Source organism: Candidatus Dormiibacterota bacterium (assembly GCA_036495095.1).
Lineage (GTDB): Bacteria > Chloroflexota > Dormibacteria > Aeolococcales > Aeolococcaceae > CF-96.
Genome location: DASXNK010000085.1, coordinates 1 through 21,421, shown reverse-complemented (window position 1 = coordinate 21,421; position 21,421 = coordinate 1). Strand labels below are relative to the sequence as shown.

Here is a 21,421-nt window from a genome sequence, read left to right as displayed (position 1 = left end):
CTTCTCCTGCTAGACCGGGGTCGCCGTGGGCAGCACGTCGGGGGTGTCGGTGGACTCGTAGTTGAAGCTGATGTCGCCCCAGACGTCGAGCGCGGCACGCAGCGGGGCGCACCACTTCGCGCCCTTGCGGAGCAGTTCGGGACCCTCCTTGAGGTAGTCCTTCCCCTCGTTGCGCGCCTGGATCATCAGCTCGACGGCGACGCGGTTGGCGGTGGCGCCCGCCTCGATGCCCATCGGATGGCCGATGGTGCCGCCGCCGAACTGGAGCACCACGTCCTCGCCGAGGTGGTGGAGCAGCTCGTGCGCCTGGCCGGCGTGGATGCCGCCCGAGGCGACCGGCATCACGCCCGGCATCGACGCCCAGTCCTGGTCGAAGTAGATGCCGCGCGCCAGGTTCTCCTTGACGAAGGGCAGGCGCAGGGTGTCGTAGTAGCCGGCGATCATGCTCGGGTCGCCCTCGAGCTTGCCCACCACGGTGCCCGCGTGGACGTGGTCGACGCCGAGCAGCCGCACCCACTTGCCGATCACCCGGAAGCTCACCCCATGATTCTTCTGCCGGGTGTAGGTGCCGTGGCCGGCGCGGTGGAGGTGGAGGATCATCCCGTTCCTCCGCGCCCACTTCGACATCGAGGTCATCGCCGTGTAGCCCACGGTGAGGTCCTGCATGATGATGACCGAGCCGATCTCCTTGGCGAACTCGGCGCGCTCGTACATCTCCTCCATCGTCGCGGCGGTGACGTTGAGGTAGTGACCCTTGACCTCACCGGTCTCCGCCTGCGCCTTGTTCACCGCCTCCATCGACGAGAGGTAGCGGTCGCGCCAGCGCATGAACGGCTGGCTGTTGATGTTCTCGTCGTCCTTGGTGAAATCGAGCCCGCCGCGCAGCGCCTCGTAGACGACCCGTCCGTAGTTGCGCGCCGACAGCCCCAGCTTGGGCTTGGTGGTGGCGCCGAGCAGCGGGCGGCCGTACTTGTTGATGTACTCGCGCTCCATCACGATGCCGTGGGGCGGCCCGGGGAACGTCTTCACGTAGTGCGGGGGGATCCGCATGTCCTCGAGCCGCAGCGCCTTGAGCGCCTTGAACCCGAAGACGTTGCCGATGATCGAGGAGGTGAGGTTGGCGATCGAGCCCTCCTCGAAGAGGTCCATGTCGTAGGCGATGAACGCCATGTACTGGTTGTCGGACCCCGGGATCGCCTCGCACCGGTAGGCCTTCGCCTGGTAGTGGCTGTGGGCGGTGAGCCGGTCGGTCCAGACCACCGTCCAGGTCGCCGTCGAGGATTCACCGGCGACCGCCGCGGCCGCCTCCTCGGGGTCGACGCCCGCCTGCGGGGTGATCCGGAAGGCGCAGAGGATGTCGGAGGCCTTGGGAACGTAGTCCGGCTCCCAGTACCCCATGGTCTTGTAGGGGATGACCCCGGAGGACCAGCGGGAGCGCTTCTCCTCCTTCTTTCCCTCGGTCTTCTTTCCCTCGGTCCTGGCTTCGCTCGCGTCCAGTGTGGTCATATCGCCTCCTGGGGTCCGGTGGGTTCGACGCCGTCGCCGGCATCCACCCGCGGGACACCTCGCGACCACAGGATGCGTCACCCAACCCTGCAGCGTCAATTGTTTTTTTGGTTGCGATCCATTACTTTGGGCTTATGACATTGGGACAGCTCCGCACCCTCCTCGAGGTCGCGTCGACCGGATCGGTGCGCGCGGCGGCGGAGCGGCTCTTCGTCACCCAGCCCGCGGTCTCCTCCCAGATCGCCGCCCTGCAGAAGGAGCTGGGGGTGCGCCTGGTGGCCCGCGACGGCCGCGGCCTGCGCCTCACCCCGGCGGGCACGGTGCTGGCCGGCTACGCCCGCCGGGTCCTGGGCCTGCTCGAGGAGGCGGCGGTGGCGACCGCCGGCGCCGCCGCCCCCGAGCGCGGGCGGGTGCGCCTCGCCGGGGTCACCACCGCCGGCGAGCAGCTCCTCCCCCGCCTCATCGCCGGTTTCCGGACGAAGCACCCCTCGGCGGAGATCAGCCTGGAGGTGGCCAACCGGCCACGGGTCTTCTCGCTGCTCGAGCACCACGAGGTCGACCTGGTCATCGGCGGCCGTCCCCCGGATCCGTCGCCGCTGCGCACCCGCGCGGTCCGGCCCAACACGCTGGTGCTGGTGGCGCCCCCGGGGATGCTGCCGCGCTCGCCCCGGCCCGACGAGCTCGCCCGCAGGACCTGGCTGCTGCGCGAGCCCGGCTCCGGCACCCGCGCCACCACCGACGAGTACCTCGCCGCCGCCGGCCTCTCGCCCCCCACCCTGACCCTGGGCTCCAACGGCGCCATCCGCGAGGCGCTCGCCGTCGGGCTGGGGATCACCCTGCTCTCCCTCGACGCGGTCGGCGACGAGCTCGCCCGGGGCACGCTGGTCCAGCTGCGGGTCGCCGGGATGCCGCTGCACCGCGCCTGGCACCTCATCACCCGCGGCGACGACGCCCTCAGCGCCACCGCCGAGCTCTTCATCGACCACCTGCTGAGCGCCGGTGAGTTCCACCTCCCACCCGCGGTCCCGCGCCGGGGTGACGACGCCCGGTGGGCGCGCCGGTAGGCTGGGAGTCCGTGCCGCCGACCCCCGCCAGCGCCGACCCACTCCCGATCGCGGGCCGGCCGCCGCTGCTGCTGGTCCGCCACGGCGCGACCCCCTGGACCGACCCGGTCCGCCTCTACCAGGGACACATCGACGTGCCCCTCTCCGAGCTGGGCAGGACCCAGGCGCGGCGGCTCGCCGCCGAGCTGCGCGAGCGTCCCGCGGCGGCGGTGTGGCACAGCCCGCTCAGCCGCACCCGGGAGACCGCGGAGGCGATCGCCGCCGCAACCGGGGCGCCCTGCCGGCCCGATCCCCGGCTGATGGAGCTGAGCTTCGGGAGCTGGGAGGGGCGCAGCCACGCGGAGGTCCGCGCCGCCGACCCCGAGGCCCACGCCCGCCACCACGAGGACGTCCTCGGCGGCACCCCACCCGGCGGCGAGCCGGTTGCCTCGCTGTTCGAACGGCTCACCGAGTTCCTCCGCGAGCGCTGGGGCGAGGGGTCGGAGCCGCTCGTCGTGGTCACCCACGAGGGGGTGATCCGGGCGGCGGCGGTGCTGCTCGGGCTGCTCGCCCTCGACGGCTTCCACCGCTTCCTCCCGCCCCCGGGGAGCGCGGTGGAGATCGTCCCCGGGGGCAACGGCACCGGTCTGCGCATCCACGGAGCCCCCGACACCGTGCTCGAGGTGCTGGCCCGGCCCGGCGGCCGGCATCCCGGCACGTGACCCTCCCCGACGTCGTCGTCGGCGGTGGCCACAACGGCCTGGTCGCCGCCTGCTACCTCGCCCGGGCGGGCCGCGAGGTGCTGGTCCTCGAGGCGCTCGACCGCCCCGGCGGCGGCTCGCGCACCGAGGAGACCGTCCCCGGTCATCGCTTCGACCTCCATTCGGTGGCCCACAACCTCATCAACATGACCTCGATCCCCGCCGAGCTCGACCTCGCCGGGGCGGGATTGCGCTACCTCGAGATGGACCCCTTCTCGGTCGCGATCCACGAGGACGGCCGCCGGGTGCGCTTCCACCGCTCGGTCGAGCGCACCGTCGCCTCGATCGCGGAGCACGACCGCGAGGAGGCCCGCGCCTACCGCGCGTTCATCGAGGCGGCCCTGCCGGTGGTGCACTCGGTGCTGCCGGCGATCCGCGGCGAGTCGAGCCTGGCGGCGCTGCCCGGGCGCGGCCTCGCCCTGCTGCGCCTGCTCCGCCACGACCCTCTGGCCCGTGCCAGCGACCTCCTCGGCGCCTACGACCAGCTGCTCCGCCGCCACCTCCGGGGTGACCTGGTGCGGGGACCGGTGGCCGCCTTCGCCGCCCACGCCGGGGTGGGGCCGAGCAGCCCCGGCGGCGCGATCTTCGCCTTCTGGCAGGCCGCCTACCACCTCGTCGGCCAGTGGCACGCCCAGGGCGGCGCCCAGGGCCTGGTCGACGCCCTGGCCGTCCGGCTGCGCGCGCTCGGCGGCGAGCTGCGCTGCGCGGCGCCGGTGGAGCGCATCGAGGCCCCGGACGGCCGGGTCCGCGCCGTCGTCCTGGAGGGCGGCGAGCGGATCGCGGCGGCCACCGTCACCACCGCGCTCGACCCCCGGCGGGCGCTGCTCGAGCTCCTCCACCCACCGCTCGGCGGCGAGGCCGGGGCCGAGCTCGCGGCCACCCGGCGCAGCAACGTGGTGCAGGCGCTGGTCCACGTCGCCACCGACCGGCTGCCCGAGTACCCGGACCGCCGCCCCGGTGACCACCACGGGCTGCAGAGCTTCGTCGACCGCCTCGACGACCTCCGCGACGGCTGGCTGAGGGCGGAGGCGGGGATGCTCCCCGACCCGGTGCCGCTCTACGCCTTCACCACCTCGGCGATCGACGCCGGCCTGGCGCCGGCGGGGGCGCACACCGTGTACCTCGCCTGCCCCGCCGCCCCGGCCCGGGTCGAGGGCGGCTGGGCGGCGCGCAGTGAGGAGTTCGTCGAGGCGTGCCTGGCGACGGTGGAGTCGCGGGCGCCGGGGTTCCGGGCGAGCGTGACCGGGGTGGCTCCCCGGACCCCCGACCTGATGGAGGAGCAGGAGCGCTGGCCGGGCGCCCATCCCATGCACCTCGACATCACCCTCGACCAGCTCGGACCGCTCCGCCCCACCCGGACCCTGGCCGGCCACCGCACCCCGGTGGCGGGTCTCTACGTCTCCGGGGCGGGCACCAGCCCCACCGGCGGGGTCGCCGGCACCCCCGGCCGCCAGTCCGCGATGGCCCTGCTCCGCGACGCCCGGGGGAGCCGGCTCCTCCCGCGGATCCCCCGCGGGTGAGCCTCCGACTCTGTGATGATCGGCGGATGCCGCGCTGGACACCCTGCAGGGACGCCATCCACCTCGCCCCGAGCCTGCTCGCCTCCGACTTCGCCCACCTCGCCGACTCGGTGCGGTCGCTGGAGGGCAGCGGCACCGAGCGGCTCCACGTCGATGTCATGGATGGCGTGTTCGTCCCCAACTTCACCTTCGGCACCGACACGGTGCGGGCGCTGAGGAGGATCACCACCCTGCCGCTCGAGCTCCACCTGATGATCATCGAGCCCGACCGCCACCTCGAGACCTTCGCCCGGGCCGGCGCCGACGCGATCACGGTCCACTACGAGGTGTGCCCGCACCTCCACCGCACCCTCACCGCGATCCGCGCCCTCGACTGCCGCAGCGGCGCCGCCATCAATCCCAGCACCCCGGCCTCCAACCTCGACGACATCCTCGAGGTCTGCGACCTGGCGCTGGTGATGACGATCAACCCCGGCTACGGCGGCCAGAAGCTGATCCCCCGCACCCTGCTCAAGGTCGAGCGGGTCCGCGCCGAGATCGACCGCCAGGGGCTGGACACCGAGATCGAGGTCGACGGCGGCGTCGACGCGTCCAACGCCCGCGCCTGCGTGGAGGCGGGAGCCAACGTGCTGGTCGCCGGCACCGCGGTGTTCGGCCATCCCGACGGCCCCGCGGCCGGGGGTCAGGCGGTGCTGAGCGCCGGCGCCGGGCTCACCGACGCAGCGGTTCGCTGACCGGCACGGTGATGCTGACCCGGGTGCCCCTGCCCGGCGTGGAGTCGATTCGCAGCTCCGCCCCCACCAGGTCGGCGCGCGCCTGCATGCCGGTGAGCCCGTAGCGGGTGCCCCCCGGCTGCCCCACCACCGCCTCGGGAGCGAAGCCCACCCCGTCGTCGACCACCAGCACCCGCACCACGTGGGGGAGCGAGCGCAGCTCGATGCGCACGTGGCTCGCCCCGGCGTGCTTGATCACGTTCTGGAGCGCCTCCTGGGCCATCCGGTAGATCGCGGTCTCCACGTGGGCGTCGAGGTCGGAGGTGTCCACCTCGACGTCGGCGGAGATCCCCGGGGGCAGGTCCCGGGCCAGCCCGCGGAGGCAGGCGCCGAGGCCGAGGTCGTCGAGCAGCGGCGGCCGCAGCCCGCCGATCGCCGAGCGGGCCTCGTCGAGGGCGGCGGCGGCGAGGTCGCGGGCGGCGCTGATCTGGGTGGCGACCCGGGCGCTCTCCGGCGGCAGCGTCTCGGCGGCCGCGCAGAGGTGGTAGTGGAGGCTGACGATCCGCTGGCTGATGCCGTCGTGGATCTCCGCGGCGAGCCGCTGGCGCTCGGCCTCCTGGAGCTCGAGGGTGTGCTGGGCGAAGCGCTCCACCGCCTCCTCGCGCTCGGCGAGCCGGGTGTAGAGGCGGGCGTTCTCGACCGCGCCGGCCATCAGGTTGGCGACGTGGCCGACCAGGATCACCTTGTCCGGTGAGAAATGGCGGCGGCTCTCGGAGTGGACGTTGAGCACCCCGACGAGGTGGCCGGGGCGGCTGATCATCGGCACCGAGAGCAGCGAGGCGTAGTTCTCGCCGCGCAGCTCGGGGAAGTACCGATAGCGGGGATCGTTCCACTTGTCCTCGACGACGGCGGGCTCGCCGTGCAGCGCCACCCAGCCGGCCACCCCCTCGCCGACGGCGAGCTCGATGGTGCCGGCGAGCTCGTCGAAGGGCGGGGTGCCGCCGGCGAGCACCAGCCGCCGGCCGGTCTCGTCGAGGACGTGGACGAAGCAGACGTCGGCGGCGGTCACCTCGATCATCAGCCGGGCCAGCCGGCGCACCGTGCCCTCGAGGTCGAGCCCGGCCGAGAAGGTGGCGATGATCCGCCGCAGCAGCTCGTTCTCCTCCTGCGCTTCGGGGGAGGGGAGCTCCGGCACGGCCTCCTCGACGCTCAGTGGAAGAGGCCCTCGCGCAATGCCACGGCGACCGCCTGGGCGCGCTCGCCGACCTCGAGCTTGCGGTAGATGGAGCGGGTGTGGCTCTTCACCGTCTCCTCGCCGACGAAGAGGCGCTGGGCGATCGCCCGGTTGCTGAGCCCGCCGACCATGAGCTGGAGCACCTCGCTCTCGCGCTGGCTGAGCCCGAGGTGGGCACCGGGCCAGAACTCGCCGCTCTGGAGCCGGGCCGCGGCGAGGGCCACCCGCCCCGCCATCGAGGGGTCGATGACGATCTCGCCGTCCCGGGCTCGCTCCAGGTGGTCGACCAGCTCGGCACCGGTCACCCGCTTGAGCAGGAAGCCCGCCGCCCCCAGCCGCAGCGCCTGGAAGAGGTACTGCTCGTAGTCGTAGACGGTGAGGAACACCACCTTGGTCTGGGGACGGGCGCGGACCACCTCGCTGCAGATGTCCAGGCCGCTCTGGCCGCGCAGCCGGACGTCGAGCAGGACCACGTCGGGCGGGTCGGTGCGGAGCCGGGCGAGCACCCCCTCGAGGGTGCTGCAGTCGCCGATGACCTCGACCCGGCCTGGGTAGTTGGCGAGCATGGCACGCAGGCCGTCGATCACCATCTGGTGGTCGTCGACCAGCAGCACGCGCAGCCGCACCCGTGGCGCGGGCGCCGGCGCCGCCGCCTCCGGCGTGGCGGCAGGCTGTTCCACCGTCCCCGACATCAAGCTCCCCTGACGTGCCGCGAGGGCGGCCACGCGAGTCCACTGTAGCTCTCCCGACGGGCGCCGTCGACGGCGCCCCGACGGCGTGCGACGATGGGGCTCCACGGCATCCCCGCCTCATTCCCCCCTGTGGGGGAGGATTCGACGGGAGCGCGGCGGTAACGTCGTCAGCACAGGCTGAGGAGGAGTGGGTATGCCCGAGAAGCTGATGGCCATGCGGCGTGCGCGGAGCGCTACGACGGTGCGCACCCGTCGCCCCGTCATGCTGGCCATCGCCGGGGACAGCGCCTCGGGCAAGACCACGCTGACCGCGGGCCTGGTCGAGGCACTCCGGCACCTCCGGGTGACCGCGGTGTGCGCCGACGACTACCACCGCTACGACCGGGAGGAGCGCAAGCACCTCCCCTTCACCCCCCTCCACCCCGACTGCAACCACATCGACATCATGGAGCAGCACCTGCAGCTGCTCGCCACCGGCCAGCCGATCCTCAAGCCGGTCTACAACCACCGCAGCGGCACCTTCGGACGCCCCGAGCTGATCGAGCCCAGCGACATCGTCATCGTCGAGGGCCTGCTGCCGATCTCCACCAAGCTGGCCCGCGCCTGCTTCGACGTCACCGTCTACATGGACCCGCCCGAGGAGATCCGCCAGGGCTGGAAGATCGACCGCGACTGCCGGAAGCGCGGCTACTCGGTGGGCCAGGTGCTCGCCGAGCTGACCCGCCGCGAGCCCGAGTCGGCGCAGTTCATCCGCCCCCAGCGCCGGGACGCCGACGTGGTGGTGCAGTTCGCCCCGCTCCAGCACAACTCGAACGGCGCCAACGGGCACACCCATCCCGGCCGCCCCGCCACCGGCGGCAGCGACCATCCGCTCAGCGCCACGCTGCTGCTGCGGCCGACCATCCGCCACCCCGACCTCTCCACGGTGCTCACCGACGACAACCGCCGCGCCATCCACCTCAAGCTGGTGCGTGACGAGGACGGCAAGCCGGTCGACGCCCTGCACGTCCACGGGCATGCGCCCAAGGAGCACAGCGCCGAGGTCGAGCGGCACATCTGGAACCTCCTCGGTGAGGAGGACCCGGTGCCCACCTCGCTCGGCCAGCTCGAGGGCGCCCAGCGCAGCGAGCCCCTGGCCCTGACCCAGCTGGTGCTGCTGTATCACCTGCTGAGGCTCATCCAGGACGGGGAGGCGTAACCGCACCTCCGGACGGTGCCGCCGCCCTCAGCCTGCGAGCGACTCGTCCAGCAGTTCCGCGATGTCCCGCACCAGCAGGGCCCCCTCGTTGCCCGTGCTCTTCACCGCATCCTCGAACAGCGACACCTCGAACGGGCAGCACACCGCCAGCACCTCGGCGCCGGTGGCGACCGCCTCGCGAACCCGCACCTCGGCGAGCCGCTCCTCGGCGTGCTCCCTGACGAACGAGCTGTTCCACATCCCGCCGCCGCCGCCGCCGCAGCAGTAGCCGTTGGCCCGGCAGTGGGCCATCTCCGTCAGGGTCAGCCCGGGGATGGCCTCGATCAGCCGGCGCGGCGACTCGAACTCGCCGTTGTGACGTCCCAGGTAGCAGGGGTCGTGGAACGTGACCCGCCGCGGCGCCACCGGCCGGAGCTCGAGATCGCCGATCCGTCCCGCCAGGAACTGGGTGTAGTGCTGGACGGGCAGGGCGACGCCGCCGTTGAGCGCCGGGTAGAGGTTGCGGAAGGCGTTGTACGCGTGGGGATCCGGGGTGACGAGCATCGAGAACTCGTGGCCGCGCAGGGTCTCGAGGTTCCGCTCCGCCGCCTCCTCGAAGATGCCGGTCTCGCCGGCGAGCCGCTGGGAGTCGGCGACGCAGCGCTCCTCGACGCCGAGGATGCCGAAGTCGACGCCGAGCGCGGTGAGGATCCGTGCCGTCGCCTGCGCGGCACTGTTGCCGCGGGGGTGGTACGCCCAGTAGCACTCGACCCAGAGGAGCACGTCGACCGGACGTCGATCCCTGGAGATGACCGGCACCGCGACGCCGGCGCCCCCGGCCCAGTCGGCCCGCCGCCGCGCCGGCAGCCCCAGCGGGTTGCCGTGGCGGCTGGTGTTCTCGAACGCGGTGGTGAGCTCGGGGGTGGTGCCCCGCTCGAGCACCTGGAGCTCGCGCGCCGCCCGGATGGTGCCGGGGATGTCGACCTCGCGGGGGCAGAGCCGCGCGCAGTTTCCGCAGGTGGTGCACAGCCAGAGGTTGGGGCTGTCGAGCAGCGCGTCCTTCAGCCCCCACTGCGCCAGCGCCATCTCCTGCCGGGGCAGCCCGGTGCCCGCGAACGCGAAGGGGCAGACCACCGAGCAGGTGCCGCACTGGTAGCAGCGCTTGAAGGAGTCGCCGGCGCGCTCGATCAGGTCGCGCAGGAACCCGCCGTCGGGACGCAGGGCCATGGGGGCGGGCGCCGGGCGTTCCACGGTGCTCATGCTCAGAACCCCTTCATCGGGTTGGCGCCGAGCGCGCGGATCTGCTCGACGAAGCCCCCGAGCACCCCCGGCAGCCGGCGGGCGTCGGCGATCGAGGTCTCGAGCACCTGCACCCGCTCCTCCTCCAGGGCCAGCCGCCCCAGGGTCTCGCGCACGTTGTCCATGCGCTTGCCGAGCAGCTCGCTGCCCTGGATGAAGTGGCACTGGTAGTCGGGGCCCGACCGGCAGCCGAGCAGGGCGACGCCGTCGAAGCCGCGCTGGACCGCGTCGGCGACCACCACGGCGTTCACCGAGCCGAGGCAGCGCACCGGGACCACCCGGAGCTCGACCGGCAGCCGCAGCCGGTTGATGCCCGCCATGTCGAGCGCGGGGTAGGCATCGTTCTCGCACGCGAAGACCAGGACGCGCAGCCGGTCCTCGTCATCCTCGGGAAGGCTGATGACCTTCTGCATCGCCGAGATCTGCTCCACCGAGTAGTCGGGGAACGAGATCACCTGCACCGGGCACGCGCCCATGCAGATGCCGCAGCGGCGGCAGCGGTTGGTGTTGATCTCCGGGTGGCGCAGAGCGTCGAGCTCGAGGGCGCCGAACGGGCACTCCTGGGTGCACCGGCCGCACGCGGTGCAGCGGCTCATCAGGAACTGCGGGTAGCCGAGCTCGCCGACCCGGGGGTGCACCGCCTGCCCGGACGCCGCCTTCTCCACCACCTGGATCGCCTTGAGGGCGGCGGCGGCGCCGTCGCGGCGGCTCTGGCCGATGTCCTGGGCGCGGTGGACGCAGCCCGCCGAGTAGATGCCGGTGCGGCGGGTCTCGTAGGGGAAGCAGAGGAAGTTCGAGTCGGCGAAGCCGGCCCGGCCGGTCGGCATCGCGCCGCCCTGGAGGTAGCCGAGCGAGAGCGCCGCGCTCCCCGCCGGCAGCGCCGAGGCCGGCACCATGCCCTGCTGGACGACGACCAGGTCGGCCTCGAGGGTGACGTCGCCGGCGAGCACGGTGTTCCGCGCGGTCACCCGCAGGTGGGCGTCGCCGTTCATCCCGGCCGGCTCGACCGCGCGCACCTGACCGCGGATCAGGAAGACGCCGTGGTCCTCCTGGACCCGCCGGTAGTACAGCTCGTCGCGCCCCGGGGTCTGCATGTCCTCGTAGACCAGGTAGACCTCGGCCTCCGGATCGCGCTCGCGGACGTACATCGCCTGCTTCAGCGCGGTCATGCTGGTGACGTTGCCGGTGTAGGGGAGGTTGGCGGTGTCGGCAGGGCCGTCGCAGGCGAGGATGGCCACCCGTCGCGCCGGCCGGCCGTCGGAGGGGCGGAGCAGCCCGCCGCCGCGGCAGAGGTCCTCCATCTCCACCGAGGAGATGACGTCGGGGTTCTCGCCGAGCCCGTAGGCGGCGAAGCTCGCGGCGGCGACCGGCTCGAAACCGGTGGCCATCACCACCGAGCCGGCCTCGACGGTCTCGGCGCCGTCGGGGCCCTCGAGAGTCGCCACGAACCGCCCCGGCTGGCCCTCGACGCCGCCGACGGTGGTGCCCGTCCGCAGGGTGACCGAGGGGTGGTCGAGCACCCGGGCGACGAGGCCGTCGACGTCGACCGGCTCGAGCGACCCGCGGGCCGCCCAGCCGCGGTGGAGGCGGCGGAGGAAGCCGCCGGCCTCTGCCTCGCGCTCCACCAGGGTCACCGCGTAGCCACCCTCGGCGGCGCTGAGCGCGGCGCTCAACCCCGCCGGCCCGGCGCCGACGACGAGCACGCGGCGCTCGCAGTCCTCGATGCGGGCCACCGGGGGGGTGGTGTGCTGCGCGGCGGCGATCCCCATCCGCAGCAGGTCGTCGGCCAGCTCCTGGGTGGCCTCGTCCTGCGGCGCCTGGCTCCAGGCGACGTGCTCGCGGAGGTTGACCCGCCGCACCATCGCCGGCCGGAGGTCGAACACCTGCCGGTTGACCCGCGGCGAGCAGGCGGCGATGACGACCGCCTCCAGCCCCTCGCTCTCGATGTCCTCGCGGATCCGCGCCGAGTCCTCGAGGCAGAACGCCCGTGAGGTGCGGGTCACCGCGACCCCGGCCTCGCCGGCGGCGCTCTCGAGCAGCGCCGCGCTGCTCACGCACTCGCCGATGCCGCAGCCCTCGCAGACGTAGACGCCCGTCTTCCGCGCCGCCATCGTCAGCTCTCCCTCCGGCGGGGGACGCCCCCGCTCACCCCCGCCGGGCTGCGCCGCACCAGGGCGATCGCGCGCATCGCCGCCGCGGTGGCGTCGACGGTGGCGGTGGCGACGTCGACCGGGGCGCGGGCGCAGCCGGCGACGAGGATGCCATCGGCGTCGGTTCCCTCGACGACGAAGCCGTCCTCGTCGAGGTCGACGCCGGCGGTGGGGGCGTCGCCGAGGCTCGGCGCCATCCCGGTCGCGAGCACGACGAGGTCGACACGGGTGCGGCTCATCCCCGCCCCGACCATGTCGTCGGCGACGACGACGAGCTCGCCGGTCGCGGGGTCCTCGAGGATGTCGGCGACCTTGCCCTTGACCGCGTGCACCTGGGGATGGCCGAGCACCCCCGCGGCGAAGGCCTCGTAGGTGCCCGGGGTGCGCAGGTCGATGTAGAAGACGTGCACCTGGGCGTCGGGGTTCCGATCGAGCACCAGGCTCGCCTCCTTCAGCGATGCGAGACAGCAGATGCTCGAGCAGTAGCGCAGGTGGAGACGGTCGCGCGACCCGGCGCACTGGATGAAGGCGACGCTGCGCACCGGTGCGCCGTCGGAGGGGCGGACGATGCGGCCCCCGGTCGGTCCGCTCTCCGCCGCCATCCGCTCCATCATCACGTTGGTGATCACGTTGGGCGAGTGGCCGAAGGCGAGATTGGTGATCGCCCGGGCGTCGTAGGGGCGCCAGCCGGTGGCGATGATCACCGCGCCCACCCGCAGCTCCACGATCTCGGGCTGCATGTGGAGGTCGATGGCCCCGTAGGCGCAGGCGTCGACGCATTTCGCGCACTCGTCGAAGAGGCAGGTCGAGGCGTCGATCGCGTACCTCGCCGGGTAGGCGGCCTCGTGGGGCAGGTAGGCCGTTTTGGTGGTGCTCATCCCGTAGTCGAAGGCGTTGGGCCGGTCGACGGGGCAGACCTCGGCGCAGGCGTTGCACATCGTGCAGCGGTCGGTGACGAAGCGCGGCTCGACCCGCAGCCGCACCGCGTACGCGCCCGGCCCTCCCGAGATCGACTCCACCTCGGTGGTGGTGAGCAGGCGGACGGCGCGGTTGTCGCGCAGCCGCTGGTAGTTGATCTCCAGCCCGCAGGTGGGGGGGCAGAGCTTGGGGAAGTACCGGGCCAGCTGCGCCACCCGGCCGCCGAGCTGGGGGGCGCGCTCGACCAGGTAGACGGACATCCCCGCCTCGGCGGCCTCGAGGGCGGCGGTGATCCCCGCGATCCCGCCGCCCACGACGAGGACGGCGTCGTGGCCCGAGCCGGAGACGTCCGGCCCGGCCGCGACCTCGGCGACGCTGCTCACGGCACCAGGGTGTGGCAGGGATGAGTCGACATCTTCCACCCGCCGTTGCCGGCGTCGAACCGTGAGTTGACGAACACCTTCCAGTTCTCGTCGTCGATCTTCGGATGGTCCATCCGGTAGTAGTAGCCGGGCCAGCGGGTCTCCTCGCGGTGGAGGATGTGGCGCATGTGGGCCTCGGCGCACCAGATGCGGTCGCGCAGCTCCCAGCAGCGCAGCAGCTCGTGGCGGTCGCGGGCGGCGACCTTCGCCATGTCCTCCTTGAAGACCTCCATCAGCTCCATGCCGCGGCGCAGGGTCGGCTCGTTGGTGATGTAGTTGGCCCCAACCCCGGCGCAGTACTCGTCCATGATCTTCTGCAGCCGGTGGAGACCCTGCTTCGGATAGAAGTAGTTCGGGTTGATGTCCTCCTTCGTGGAGGAGCCGTGCGCCTCCTCGAAGACCCGGTAGGGCTGGAACAGCTCGCCGGTGATCTCCTCCACCCGGGCGGGGTCGTGCTCGAAGCTGCCGGGGTTGTCGGTCATGTACGAGATCGCGCCCTTGGCGGCCAGCCGTCCCTCGGTGTACGAGCCCGAGGAGAACTTGTGCGCCGAGCCGCCGACGCCGTCCCCGGCGGCGAAGAGCCCCGGCACCGTGGTCATGCGGTTGTAGCCCCAGAAGTAGCCGTCGCGGGCGAGGTCCTCGGGACCGCTCACCCAGGCGCCGGTCGCCGACGAGTGCGAGCCCATCAGGTAGGGCTCGGTGAGGGTGAGCTCCGAGGGGACCTTGGCGGGGTCGATGTTCTGCGACGCCCAGAGCAGCGCCTGGGACATCGTCATGTCGAGGAAGTCCTCCCAGGCGTCGCTCTCGATCTCGCGCACCGCCTTGGGGTCGAGCCCCATGGTGAGCGCCTGCAGGGCCTCGTCGGTGCGCATGTAGTGCGGGCCCCTGCCCTCGGCGCGGTCGGTGAGCATCTGGTGGTTGCGCAGCGGCGTGGGGATCGGCCGCACCTTGTCGTAGGGCGCGTAGGGGGCGATCGCCTTCTGCTGGGTGTCCTCGTAGAGCTCGCCGTAGGCGTTCTTCACCTTCCCCTTGAAGAGCAGGAACCACATCCCCACCGGCCCGTACCCGTCCTTGAAGCGGGTGACCACCAGCCGGTGCTCCATCTGGGTCATGGTGGCGCCGGCCTTGATCGCCAGCGAGTACGCCGACCCCGTGTTCCAGGGGGCGTACCAGATCCGCCCCAGACCCTCCCCCACCGCATGGGGACGGAACACGCCGGTGGCGCCCCCGGCGCTGGAGATCACCGCCCGCGCCCGGAAGACGTAGACCTTGTGCTCGCGGACGCTGAACGCGACCGCGCCGGTCGCCCGCCCGGTGGCCTCGTCGGTGAGCACGTGGGAGACGAAGAGGCGCTCGTAGACGTTCTCCGCCCCGATCGCCTTCTTCGCCGCCTCGGCGACGATCGGCTTGTAGGACTCGCCGTGGATCATGATCTGCCAGCGGCCCTCGCGCTTGTAGCGCCCGTCCTCGGTCTTGAAGATCGGCAGGCCCCACTTCTCGAACATGTGGACGGTCGAGTCGACGTGGCGCGCGATGTCGTAGACGAGGTCCTCGCGGCAGAGGCCCATCAGGTCGTTGCGCACGTAGCGCACGAAGTCCTCGGGCTGGTTCTCGCCGTGCCGCATCCCCATGTAGCAGTTGATCGCGCTGAGGCCCATGGCCACCGCGCCGCTCCGCTCCACCGCCGCCTTCTCGACCAGGGTCACCCGGAGGCCCTTGTCGCGGCCCCAGTAGCCGGCCTCGAAGGCGGCGCCGCAGCCCGCCATGCCACCGCCGAGGATCAGCAGGTCGGTGTCGACCACCTCCAGCGCGGGCGCCTCCATCTCTCTACCCCCTCGGCCCGGCGGTCGCGGCCTCGGCGGGGACGGGCAGGGTGTCGACCCCCAGCCAGGCGTCCTCGCCGCACAGGTGGGGATCGCCGAGCCGCGCGGAGTCGGGCGCGGGCATCCCCTCGTACGGCTCGATGGTCCCCCAGGCGGTGGACCGGATCGGGAACTTGAACCGCTTCACCCGCTTGTCGCGGAACTGCACCGTCCACATGATCGAGTCGGTGCCGCGCAGCGGCGTCAGGCTGGCGCCGAGCGGCATCACGTCGCTGTAGCCGCGCATCGCGATCGCCGACTGGGGGCAGACCTTGACGCAGGAGTAGCACTCCCAGCACTGGTCGGGCTCCTGGTTGAAGGACTTGCCCTGCACCATGTCGAGGATCATCAGGTCGTTGGGACAGATGTACGCGCACGCCGGTTTGTCGAGCGCCTTGCAGCCGTCGCACTTGTCCGGGTTGACATAGGTGGGCACGCTTGGTCCTCAGTGGGAGTGGAGCCCGGCCTCGACCCTCGCGTCGAGCCCGGAGTAGTACTCGCGGAGGATCGCCAGGACCTCCGGACGGCTGAAGTGCTCGTCGACGGCCTCGCCCGAGGCGAGCATCTCGCGCACCCGGGTGCCGCTGATGAGCAGGCGCTGCTCGGGTCCGTGGGGGCACGTCCTCGCCGAGGCCATGCCGTCGCACCCGGAGCAGAAGAAGGTCCAGTCGATCTTCAGCGGCCGCAGCTCGAGGGCGCCGGCGGGGAGCTCGTCGAAGATCCGCTGGGCGTCGAGGGGGCCGTAGTAGCTGCCGACGCCGGCGTGGTCACGTCCGATCACCAGGTGGCTGCAGCCGTAGTTCTGGCGGAACACCGCATGCAGCAGCGCCTCCCGCGGGCCGGCGTAGCGCATCTCCATCGGGTAGCCGGCCTGGACGCAGGTGCCGGGCACGAAGTAGCCCTCGACGAGCGCGTCGATGCAGCGCACCCGCACCTCGGCGGGGATGTCGCCCGCCTTCAGCCGTCCCAGCAGCTGGTGGACGAGCAGGCCGTCGCACACCTCGATGGCGACCTTGGCGAGGTACTCGTGGGCGCGGTGCATCGGGTTGCGGGTCTGGAAGGCGGCCACCGTCGACCAGCCCCGGGACTCGAAGAGGGCCCGGGTCTGGTGCGGCCGCAGGTAGATGTCCGGGTAGCGCTCCGGGAATTGCCCCTCTCCGAGCACGCGGACCGGTCCCGCGAGGTTCACCGGGCCCTGCTCCAGCACCTTGGCGACGCCGGGATGCTGGGGATCGACGGTGCGGAAGACCTCGCGGCACTCGTGGAGCCGGTCGATGGCGTACCGCTCCTCCACCCGCAGCGTGCCCAGCAGCTCTCCGCTCTCGCCGTCGACCAGCGCCACCTCCTCGTCGGGGGCGAGGGCGGAGGCCTGCTCGTCGGTCGCCGAGAGGGTGATGGGGATGGGCCAGAAGGTGCCGTCGGCCAGGCGCATCTGGTCGCAGACGGTCCCCCAGTCCGCGGCGCCCATGAAGCCGCGCAGCGGCGTGAAGGCGCCGATGCCGAGCATGAGCAGGTCGGAGGTCTCCCGCGAGGTCATCGGCAGCCGCCGCAGCGAGCCGGCGCGGGCGATCTCGGCCTCGCGCTCCGCCGGGGGCACCAGCAGCGGCTGGAGGCGCCGCGCCGGGCCGTGCGGCCTGACCAGGCTCATCGCACCGGCTCCTCGGTCCGGGTGCGCCAGGTGGCGGTCTCGATGTAGCGCCGCACCACCTCCCGCCGGGGGACGCGCCGCTCCTCGAGCTCGGCGACGGTGCGGGCGCGGTCGTACTCGACCCGGCGCAGCTCGACCCGCACCCCCTCGGCGCCGCTCTCCGCCTCCTCGACCACCGCGTACCCGGGGCGGGGATCGCCGTCCAGCGGCCAGGCCACGCTGCCTCCGTTGACGATGTGACGCCGCCCCTCGCGGCGGTGCATGGAGTGGTGGGTGTGGCCGCAGAGCAGCAGGTCGGCCCAGAGCGGGCTGTCGAAGTCCGCCACCGGGGTCTCCGGCCAGATGCCGTGGTCGTCGGCCCGGGGCGAGCCGTGCACCACCAGCCTCCCGCCGACCACCAGCTCGGCGGGCAGGGAGGCCAGCCAGCTCAGCCGCTCCTCGCCGAGCTGCGCCCGAGTCCACTCCACCCCGGCCCCCCGCCCGGCGGCGTCGGGGCCCGGGGGCGGCGGCGGCGGCTCGCCGAGGACGTGGCGGTCGGTGTTGCCCCGGATCATGTGCACGGCGCCGAGGCCGCTGCCGTCGAGGCTGCGCAGCAGGTCGACGGTCTCGGCCGGTCGCGGCCCCTGGTGCACCAGGTCGCCGGCGACCACCAGCATGTCGCCGCCGGCGCTGCGGACGTCCTCCAGCACCGCCTCGAGCGCGTGGAGATTGCCGTGGATGTCCGAAAGGACGCAGAGCCTCACCATGTCCCCCGCCGGCTGGCCGCAACGTTGCAGCCAGTCTAGCGGGGCGCCGGAGCGGTTTTCCGGCGATCGCCCGCAGTCTGACCACACAGTTCCTGATCGACCCATCGCGAACCGTGATGACCGCGCGGCTGCAGTCCCGCGGCCGTCTACGGGGTCGGGCAGCTGCCCGGTGGCGGCGCCACGCCGGCCACCACCGTCCAGGCGCCGCCGGACCAGAGCCAGGTCTCGCCGCTGGCGGGCAGCAGCAGCGGCCTGCGGGTGGCGGGGTCGCGGACCGCGGCGGCCGGCCCCACCGGCGAGCCGGCGCCGGGGCGAAGGGTCCAGCCGGTGTCGTCCCAGGTCCAGGTGACCAGGCCGCAGCCGCGCCCGGCCTGGGGGACGGTGAGCACCAGCAGCTGGCTGGCGTCGTCGTAGGCCATGGTCTGGCCGTTGCCCGGGGGCGGCGAGGCGGCCGGGCTCAGCCGGGTCCAGTTGTGCCAGTCCCAGGTCCACGTCGCCCCGGCGGCGCCGGCGGCGGTGCAGCCGGCGCCGGTCACCAGCACCGCCCGCCGGTAGGAGTCGTCGTAGGCCATCGAGGCCCCGGCGCAGTCGGGGGGTGCGTCCACCGGCCTCTCCTCGGTCCAGGTGGTGCCGTTCCAGCTCCAGGTCGAGCCCCGGGGGGCGGAGGCGCCCTGGCCGCCGAAGAGGACGAGGTGACGGTGCACCGGGTCCTCCACCAGGAGGGCGCCGGCACGCGGTCCCGGTCCCTGTTCCACGGGGGGGCCGACCTGCCGCCAGTCGGTGCCGTCCCACTCCCAGGTGTCGGCGAGCTTGTCGGCATCGGTTCCGATCCCGCCGTACAGCAGGACCCCGCCGCCGCGAGGGTCGGAGGACATCACCGCGGCGCGCCGCGGCGGGGGGCTGTGCAGCGGATGCTGCGCGGACCAGGCCTTCCCGTCCCAGGTCCAGGTGTCGGCGAGGACCGCGCCGCCGGGGCCGCGGCCGCCGAAGAGCACCACGTCCTGGCGGATGTCGTCGCCGGCCAGGGCGGGCTGGACCCGGGCGGTGGGCGCGGGCGAACCGGTGGCCGGTGCGCCGGCGTTGTGGTCGCCGGCGCGGGTCAGCCCCAGGCCGAGACCGCCGAGGACGCCCACCAGCAGGGCGAGGCCGCCGGCCATCGCCAGGGTGCGGTAGCGGCGGCGGCCACGGGACCGGGCCCGGGCGGGACGGGCGGCGGGCCGCTCCAGCGAGCCGGGGGTGGGCACCGAGGCGAGGAGATGGGCGAACCACAGCTCGTCCGCGTCGAACGCGTCGCTCATCAGCCGATCCTCCCCGCTCCGGTGCGGATCCGGCGCATCGCCCAGCCGCAGGCCATCCGCGCCGCCTCGGGAGAGGTGCCCAGGAGGCTGCCGATCTCCGCATAGCCGAGGCCGGCGGCGCCGCGCAACGCCGCGGCGAAGAGCTCCTGGTCGGGCAGCGCGGCGGCGGCGGAGAGGGCGGCGTCGAGCTCGCCCGAGGCCGAGCCGGTGCGGCGGGGCGCGCGGCGGCGCCGGCGGGCCTCCCCCGCCACCTCGCAGGCGATCCCGAGCAGCCAGACCGGCACCATGGAGGCCTCCGGGTGGTCGACCGGGTAGGCCGCCTGGGCCGCCTCCAGGGTGCGGTTGGCCGCCGACTCGGCGGCGTCGCCGTCGCCGAGGACGACGAGGCAGAAGCGGTGGACGGCCGCGCCGTACAGTTGCCGGACCTCGTCGAACCGGGGGGCGGCGGCCATCCCCGCCATCACCACGAGCACATCGCCGGACCCACCCTCCTGTGGCCGTGCCTGAACGCGGGGCAGGGGGGGATGGTGGCATCCGCGGGCCATGCCCGTCGAGACCCTATTTGCCACACACGCGTCAGCCGCCGCCATCGCGCTGTCCAATGTGCCCCTCAGGCCCTAGACTCCAGCGGCCCACGCGTCGCCCGAGGCTGCTCGCGCGACCCTTGGACCCAGGGGGGAGGGCGGTCATGGCCCGGGAGGGTCCCCCGCCGGCGCGTCGGACGACCGAGGAGGAGGTGTCGCCATGAAGCCGTCGAGGGCCATGCTCCTCGTCGCCGTGATCAGCGTGCTCGCCGGCTGCGGCGGCAACGGCGGCTCGCTGGCCGCCTTCACGTCGCGCTACCCGCAGTGCGGCCCCCGCGGCCAGGCGGTCTACGACTACCTGCGCACCGGGGTCGACGGCTCCGCCGACCACAACCTCGACGTCGGCTTCGCCGACGCCCGCGCCGGCATCCTCAAGCAGCCCGACGCGGCCCAGGACGCGCTCGATCGCGCCCAGGCCCAGAAGGTGGTCACCTCCTGCGAGCAGGCGGTGTCGCCCAGCCTGGCGATCCCGGTGGGCCCGGGGGTCACATCCGACACCATCACCCTCGGGGTCCTCACCGACCTGACCGGCATCTTCGCCGACTTCGGCAAGACCGTCTCCCGGGGCAGCCAGCTCTTCTGGCAGGACCAGAACAGGAAGGGCGGGGTCTGCGGCCGCAAGGTCGACCTGCTGGTCAAGGACCACGGCTACAACGTCCAGAACACCGTCGGCCTCTACCTCGCGATGCAGCCCAAGGTGCTCGCCTTCCAGGAGCTGCTGGGCTCGCCCGAGATCCAGGCGGTGCTGGCGAACATCACCACCGACCAGGTGCTCACCGAGGCGGTCGCGTGGTCGTCGAGGCTGCTCACCAACCCCTACATGGTGATCAGCGGCACCACCTACGACCTCGAGATGATCAACGGGGTCGAGTGGCTGATGCGCAACAAGGGGCTGCACAGCGGCGACAGGATCGGCGACATCTACCTCGAGGGCGAGTTCGGCGAGAACGCCCTGGCGGGCACCCGGGCGGCGGCGTCGGCCAACCACCTCACCGTGGTCGAGCAGCGGATCCACTCCACCGACAAGGACATGACCGCACCGGTGCAGGCGCTCAAGGCGGCGGGGGCCCACTTCACGGCGATCACCGCCACCCCCGGACAGGTGGCGGCGGTCGCCACCGCGGCCGAGGCGCTGCACTACGACCTCACCATCCTCGGCTCCAACCCGACCTTCGACCCCTCGGTGCTCACCGGGCCGGCGGGGCCGGCGCTCTCCCACAGCTTCTACGTGGTGCAGTCGTACGCGCCCTACTCCGGCGACGGCGTCGGCCCCTCGACGGTCCGCGGCGAGTACGCCGCCGCCTATCCCAACCAGCCGGTGAGCGCCAGCAGCCCGGGCTACGGATACGGCCAGGCCGAGATCATGTACCGGATCCTCGACGCCGCCTGCAAGAGCGGGTCGCTGGAGCGGCCGGCGCTGCTCAGGGCCTTCCGCAGCCTCAGCGCCGTCGACACCGAGGGCCTGATCGCGCCCCTGAACTACAGCCAGCCCGGCCAGCCGCCGGCGCGGCAGGTCTTCATCACCCAGCCCGACGCCCAGTCACCGGGCGGCCTCAAGGTGGTCCAGACCCTCTTCGCGTCGCCCCTGGGGCAGACCTTCCAACCCTGATCGCCCACGCCGGCTCGCCGGCACCGGACGGCGGCGAGCACTTCGCGCTCGCTGAACGCCTGACCACGCCGAATCTGGCAGAAACTCGGCGGGCGCGGTAGCATCAGCGTCCCGCCGCACGTGGCGGCGTGCGGCGGGACCCGCCCTGACGGTCAGAAGGGTCGGGCAGCTTCAGGAAGGTTCGCCAGGAGGGGACATGGTCGCTGCCGCGCCGCCATGGCCGGGCCGGCGCTGGGGGG

At 73.1% G+C, this 21,421-nt stretch carries 18 protein-coding genes; 6 read left to right on the top strand and 12 right to left on the bottom strand.

Annotated features, from left to right (window positions below; genetic code table 11):
* Nucleotides 1–9: 9 nt before the first annotated feature.
* On the bottom strand, nucleotides 10–1,506 hold the full coding sequence (locus tag VGL20_08960) for a form I ribulose bisphosphate carboxylase large subunit (protein ID HEY2703806.1): 1,497 nt from the start codon (nucleotides 1,504–1,506) through the stop codon (nucleotides 10–12).
* A gap of 134 nt (nucleotides 1,507–1,640) precedes the next feature.
* Here VGL20_08960 and VGL20_08955 point away from each other — a divergent pair, with 134 nt between their 5' ends.
* The 4 genes from VGL20_08955 to rpe are packed head-to-tail and all read left to right on the top strand — an operon-like array spanning nucleotide 1,641 to nucleotide 5,564.
* Complete coding sequence (locus VGL20_08955) at nucleotides 1,641–2,570, top strand: LysR family transcriptional regulator (GenBank protein ID HEY2703805.1); 930 nt, start codon at nucleotides 1,641–1,643, stop codon at nucleotides 2,568–2,570.
* 11 nt (nucleotides 2,571–2,581) lie between these two features.
* Nucleotides 2,582–3,271 (top strand): histidine phosphatase family protein, encoded by a 690-nt coding sequence (locus tag VGL20_08950; GenBank protein ID HEY2703804.1) that lies wholly within the window; start codon nucleotides 2,582–2,584, stop codon nucleotides 3,269–3,271.
* Complete coding sequence (locus tag VGL20_08945; protein ID HEY2703803.1) at nucleotides 3,268–4,830, top strand: NAD(P)/FAD-dependent oxidoreductase; 1,563 nt, start codon at nucleotides 3,268–3,270, stop codon at nucleotides 4,828–4,830. Before VGL20_08950 ends, VGL20_08945 begins: the two co-directional genes overlap by 4 nt.
* A 26-nt stretch (nucleotides 4,831–4,856) precedes the next feature.
* Nucleotides 4,857–5,564 (top strand): ribulose-phosphate 3-epimerase, encoded by a 708-nt coding sequence (gene rpe / locus VGL20_08940; GenBank protein HEY2703802.1) that lies wholly within the window; start codon nucleotides 4,857–4,859, stop codon nucleotides 5,562–5,564.
* On the opposite strand, the gene VGL20_08935 is transcribed toward rpe, so the two are convergent.
* On the bottom strand, nucleotides 5,542–6,738 hold the full coding sequence (locus VGL20_08935; protein HEY2703801.1) for a GAF domain-containing sensor histidine kinase: 1,197 nt from the start codon (nucleotides 6,736–6,738) through the stop codon (nucleotides 5,542–5,544). The two genes, rpe and VGL20_08935, sit on opposite strands and share 23 nt — an antisense overlap.
* Nucleotides 6,739–6,752: 14 nt before the next feature.
* Complete coding sequence (locus VGL20_08930) at nucleotides 6,753–7,457, bottom strand: response regulator transcription factor (protein ID HEY2703800.1); 705 nt, start codon at nucleotides 7,455–7,457, stop codon at nucleotides 6,753–6,755.
* 205 nt (nucleotides 7,458–7,662) lie between these two features.
* Here VGL20_08930 and VGL20_08925 point away from each other — a divergent pair, with 205 nt between their 5' ends.
* Nucleotides 7,663–8,667 (top strand): phosphoribulokinase, encoded by a 1,005-nt coding sequence (locus VGL20_08925; protein HEY2703799.1) that lies wholly within the window; start codon nucleotides 7,663–7,665, stop codon nucleotides 8,665–8,667.
* 27 nt (nucleotides 8,668–8,694) lie between these two features.
* Here VGL20_08925 and VGL20_08920 read toward each other — a convergent pair whose 3' ends face one another.
* The 9 genes from VGL20_08920 to VGL20_08880 all read right to left on the bottom strand — a co-directional run bounded on the left by VGL20_08920 (nucleotide 8,695) and on the right by VGL20_08880 (nucleotide 19,462).
* Nucleotides 8,695–9,906 carry a (Fe-S)-binding protein gene (locus VGL20_08920; GenBank protein ID HEY2703798.1) on the bottom strand — a complete coding sequence of 404 codons (1,212 nt, stop codon included), beginning with the start codon at nucleotides 9,904–9,906 and terminating at the stop codon, nucleotides 8,695–8,697.
* Nucleotides 9,907–9,908: 2 nt separating this feature from the next.
* Entirely contained in the window at nucleotides 9,909–12,056 is a 2,148-nt protein-coding gene (locus VGL20_08915; protein ID HEY2703797.1) for a hydrogenase iron-sulfur subunit, read from the bottom strand.
* Nucleotides 12,057–12,058: 2 nt separating this feature from the next.
* A complete protein-coding gene (locus VGL20_08910) occupies nucleotides 12,059–13,396 on the bottom strand; it encodes an FAD-dependent oxidoreductase (protein HEY2703796.1) in 1,338 nt (445 codons plus the stop codon).
* Nucleotides 13,393–15,258: an adenylyl-sulfate reductase subunit alpha gene (aprA, locus tag VGL20_08905; protein ID HEY2703795.1), complete on the bottom strand. Its 1,866-nt coding sequence runs from the start codon at nucleotides 15,256–15,258 to the stop codon at nucleotides 13,393–13,395. The genes VGL20_08910 and aprA overlap by 4 nt, the downstream gene beginning before the upstream one ends.
* 4 nt (nucleotides 15,259–15,262) lie before the next feature.
* Nucleotides 15,263–15,733: an adenylyl-sulfate reductase subunit beta gene (gene aprB / locus VGL20_08900; GenBank protein HEY2703794.1), complete on the bottom strand. Its 471-nt coding sequence runs from the start codon at nucleotides 15,731–15,733 to the stop codon at nucleotides 15,263–15,265.
* 9 nt (nucleotides 15,734–15,742) lie between these two features.
* Nucleotides 15,743–16,945 (bottom strand): sulfate adenylyltransferase, encoded by a 1,203-nt coding sequence (gene sat, locus VGL20_08895; protein HEY2703793.1) that lies wholly within the window; start codon nucleotides 16,943–16,945, stop codon nucleotides 15,743–15,745.
* Nucleotides 16,942–17,688 (bottom strand): metallophosphoesterase family protein, encoded by a 747-nt coding sequence (locus VGL20_08890; GenBank protein HEY2703792.1) that lies wholly within the window; start codon nucleotides 17,686–17,688, stop codon nucleotides 16,942–16,944. The genes sat and VGL20_08890 overlap by 4 nt, the downstream gene beginning before the upstream one ends.
* Nucleotides 17,689–17,837: 149 nt before the next feature.
* Nucleotides 17,838–18,989: a hypothetical protein gene (locus VGL20_08885; protein ID HEY2703791.1), complete on the bottom strand. Its 1,152-nt coding sequence runs from the start codon at nucleotides 18,987–18,989 to the stop codon at nucleotides 17,838–17,840.
* Nucleotides 18,989–19,462 (bottom strand): hypothetical protein, encoded by a 474-nt coding sequence (locus VGL20_08880; protein HEY2703790.1) that lies wholly within the window; start codon nucleotides 19,460–19,462, stop codon nucleotides 18,989–18,991. The genes VGL20_08885 and VGL20_08880 overlap by 1 nt, the downstream gene beginning before the upstream one ends.
* 271 nt (nucleotides 19,463–19,733) lie before the next feature.
* Between VGL20_08880 and VGL20_08875 the strand changes: the two genes are divergently transcribed.
* Nucleotides 19,734–21,182 (top strand): ABC transporter substrate-binding protein, encoded by a 1,449-nt coding sequence (locus tag VGL20_08875; protein HEY2703789.1) that lies wholly within the window; start codon nucleotides 19,734–19,736, stop codon nucleotides 21,180–21,182.
* Nucleotides 21,183–21,421 lie beyond the last annotated feature (239 nt).

Bases quoted from the DNA above. Each gene is read 5' to 3' on its own strand.
- VGL20_08960 (HEY2703806.1), bottom strand. From the start codon at position 1,506: ATGACCACACTGGACGCGAGCGAAGCCAGGACCGAGGGAAAGAAGACC.
- VGL20_08885 (HEY2703791.1), bottom strand. From the start codon at position 18,989: ATGAGCGACGCGTTCGACGCGGACGAGCTGTGGTTCGCCCATCTCCTC.
- VGL20_08920 (HEY2703798.1), bottom strand. From the start codon at position 9,906: ATGAGCACCGTGGAACGCCCGGCGCCCGCCCCCATGGCCCTGCGTCCC.
- VGL20_08915 (HEY2703797.1), bottom strand. From the start codon at position 12,056: ATGGCGGCGCGGAAGACGGGCGTCTACGTCTGCGAGGGCTGCGGCATC.
- aprA (HEY2703795.1), bottom strand. From the start codon at position 15,258: ATGGAGGCGCCCGCGCTGGAGGTGGTCGACACCGACCTGCTGATCCTC.
- rpe (HEY2703802.1), top strand. From the start codon at position 4,857: ATGCCGCGCTGGACACCCTGCAGGGACGCCATCCACCTCGCCCCGAGC.
- sat (HEY2703793.1), bottom strand. From the start codon at position 16,945: ATGAGCCTGGTCAGGCCGCACGGCCCGGCGCGGCGCCTCCAGCCGCTG.
- VGL20_08875 (HEY2703789.1), top strand. From the start codon at position 19,734: ATGAAGCCGTCGAGGGCCATGCTCCTCGTCGCCGTGATCAGCGTGCTC.
- VGL20_08925 (HEY2703799.1), top strand. From the start codon at position 7,663: ATGCCCGAGAAGCTGATGGCCATGCGGCGTGCGCGGAGCGCTACGACG.
- VGL20_08955 (HEY2703805.1), top strand. From the start codon at position 1,641: ATGACATTGGGACAGCTCCGCACCCTCCTCGAGGTCGCGTCGACCGGA.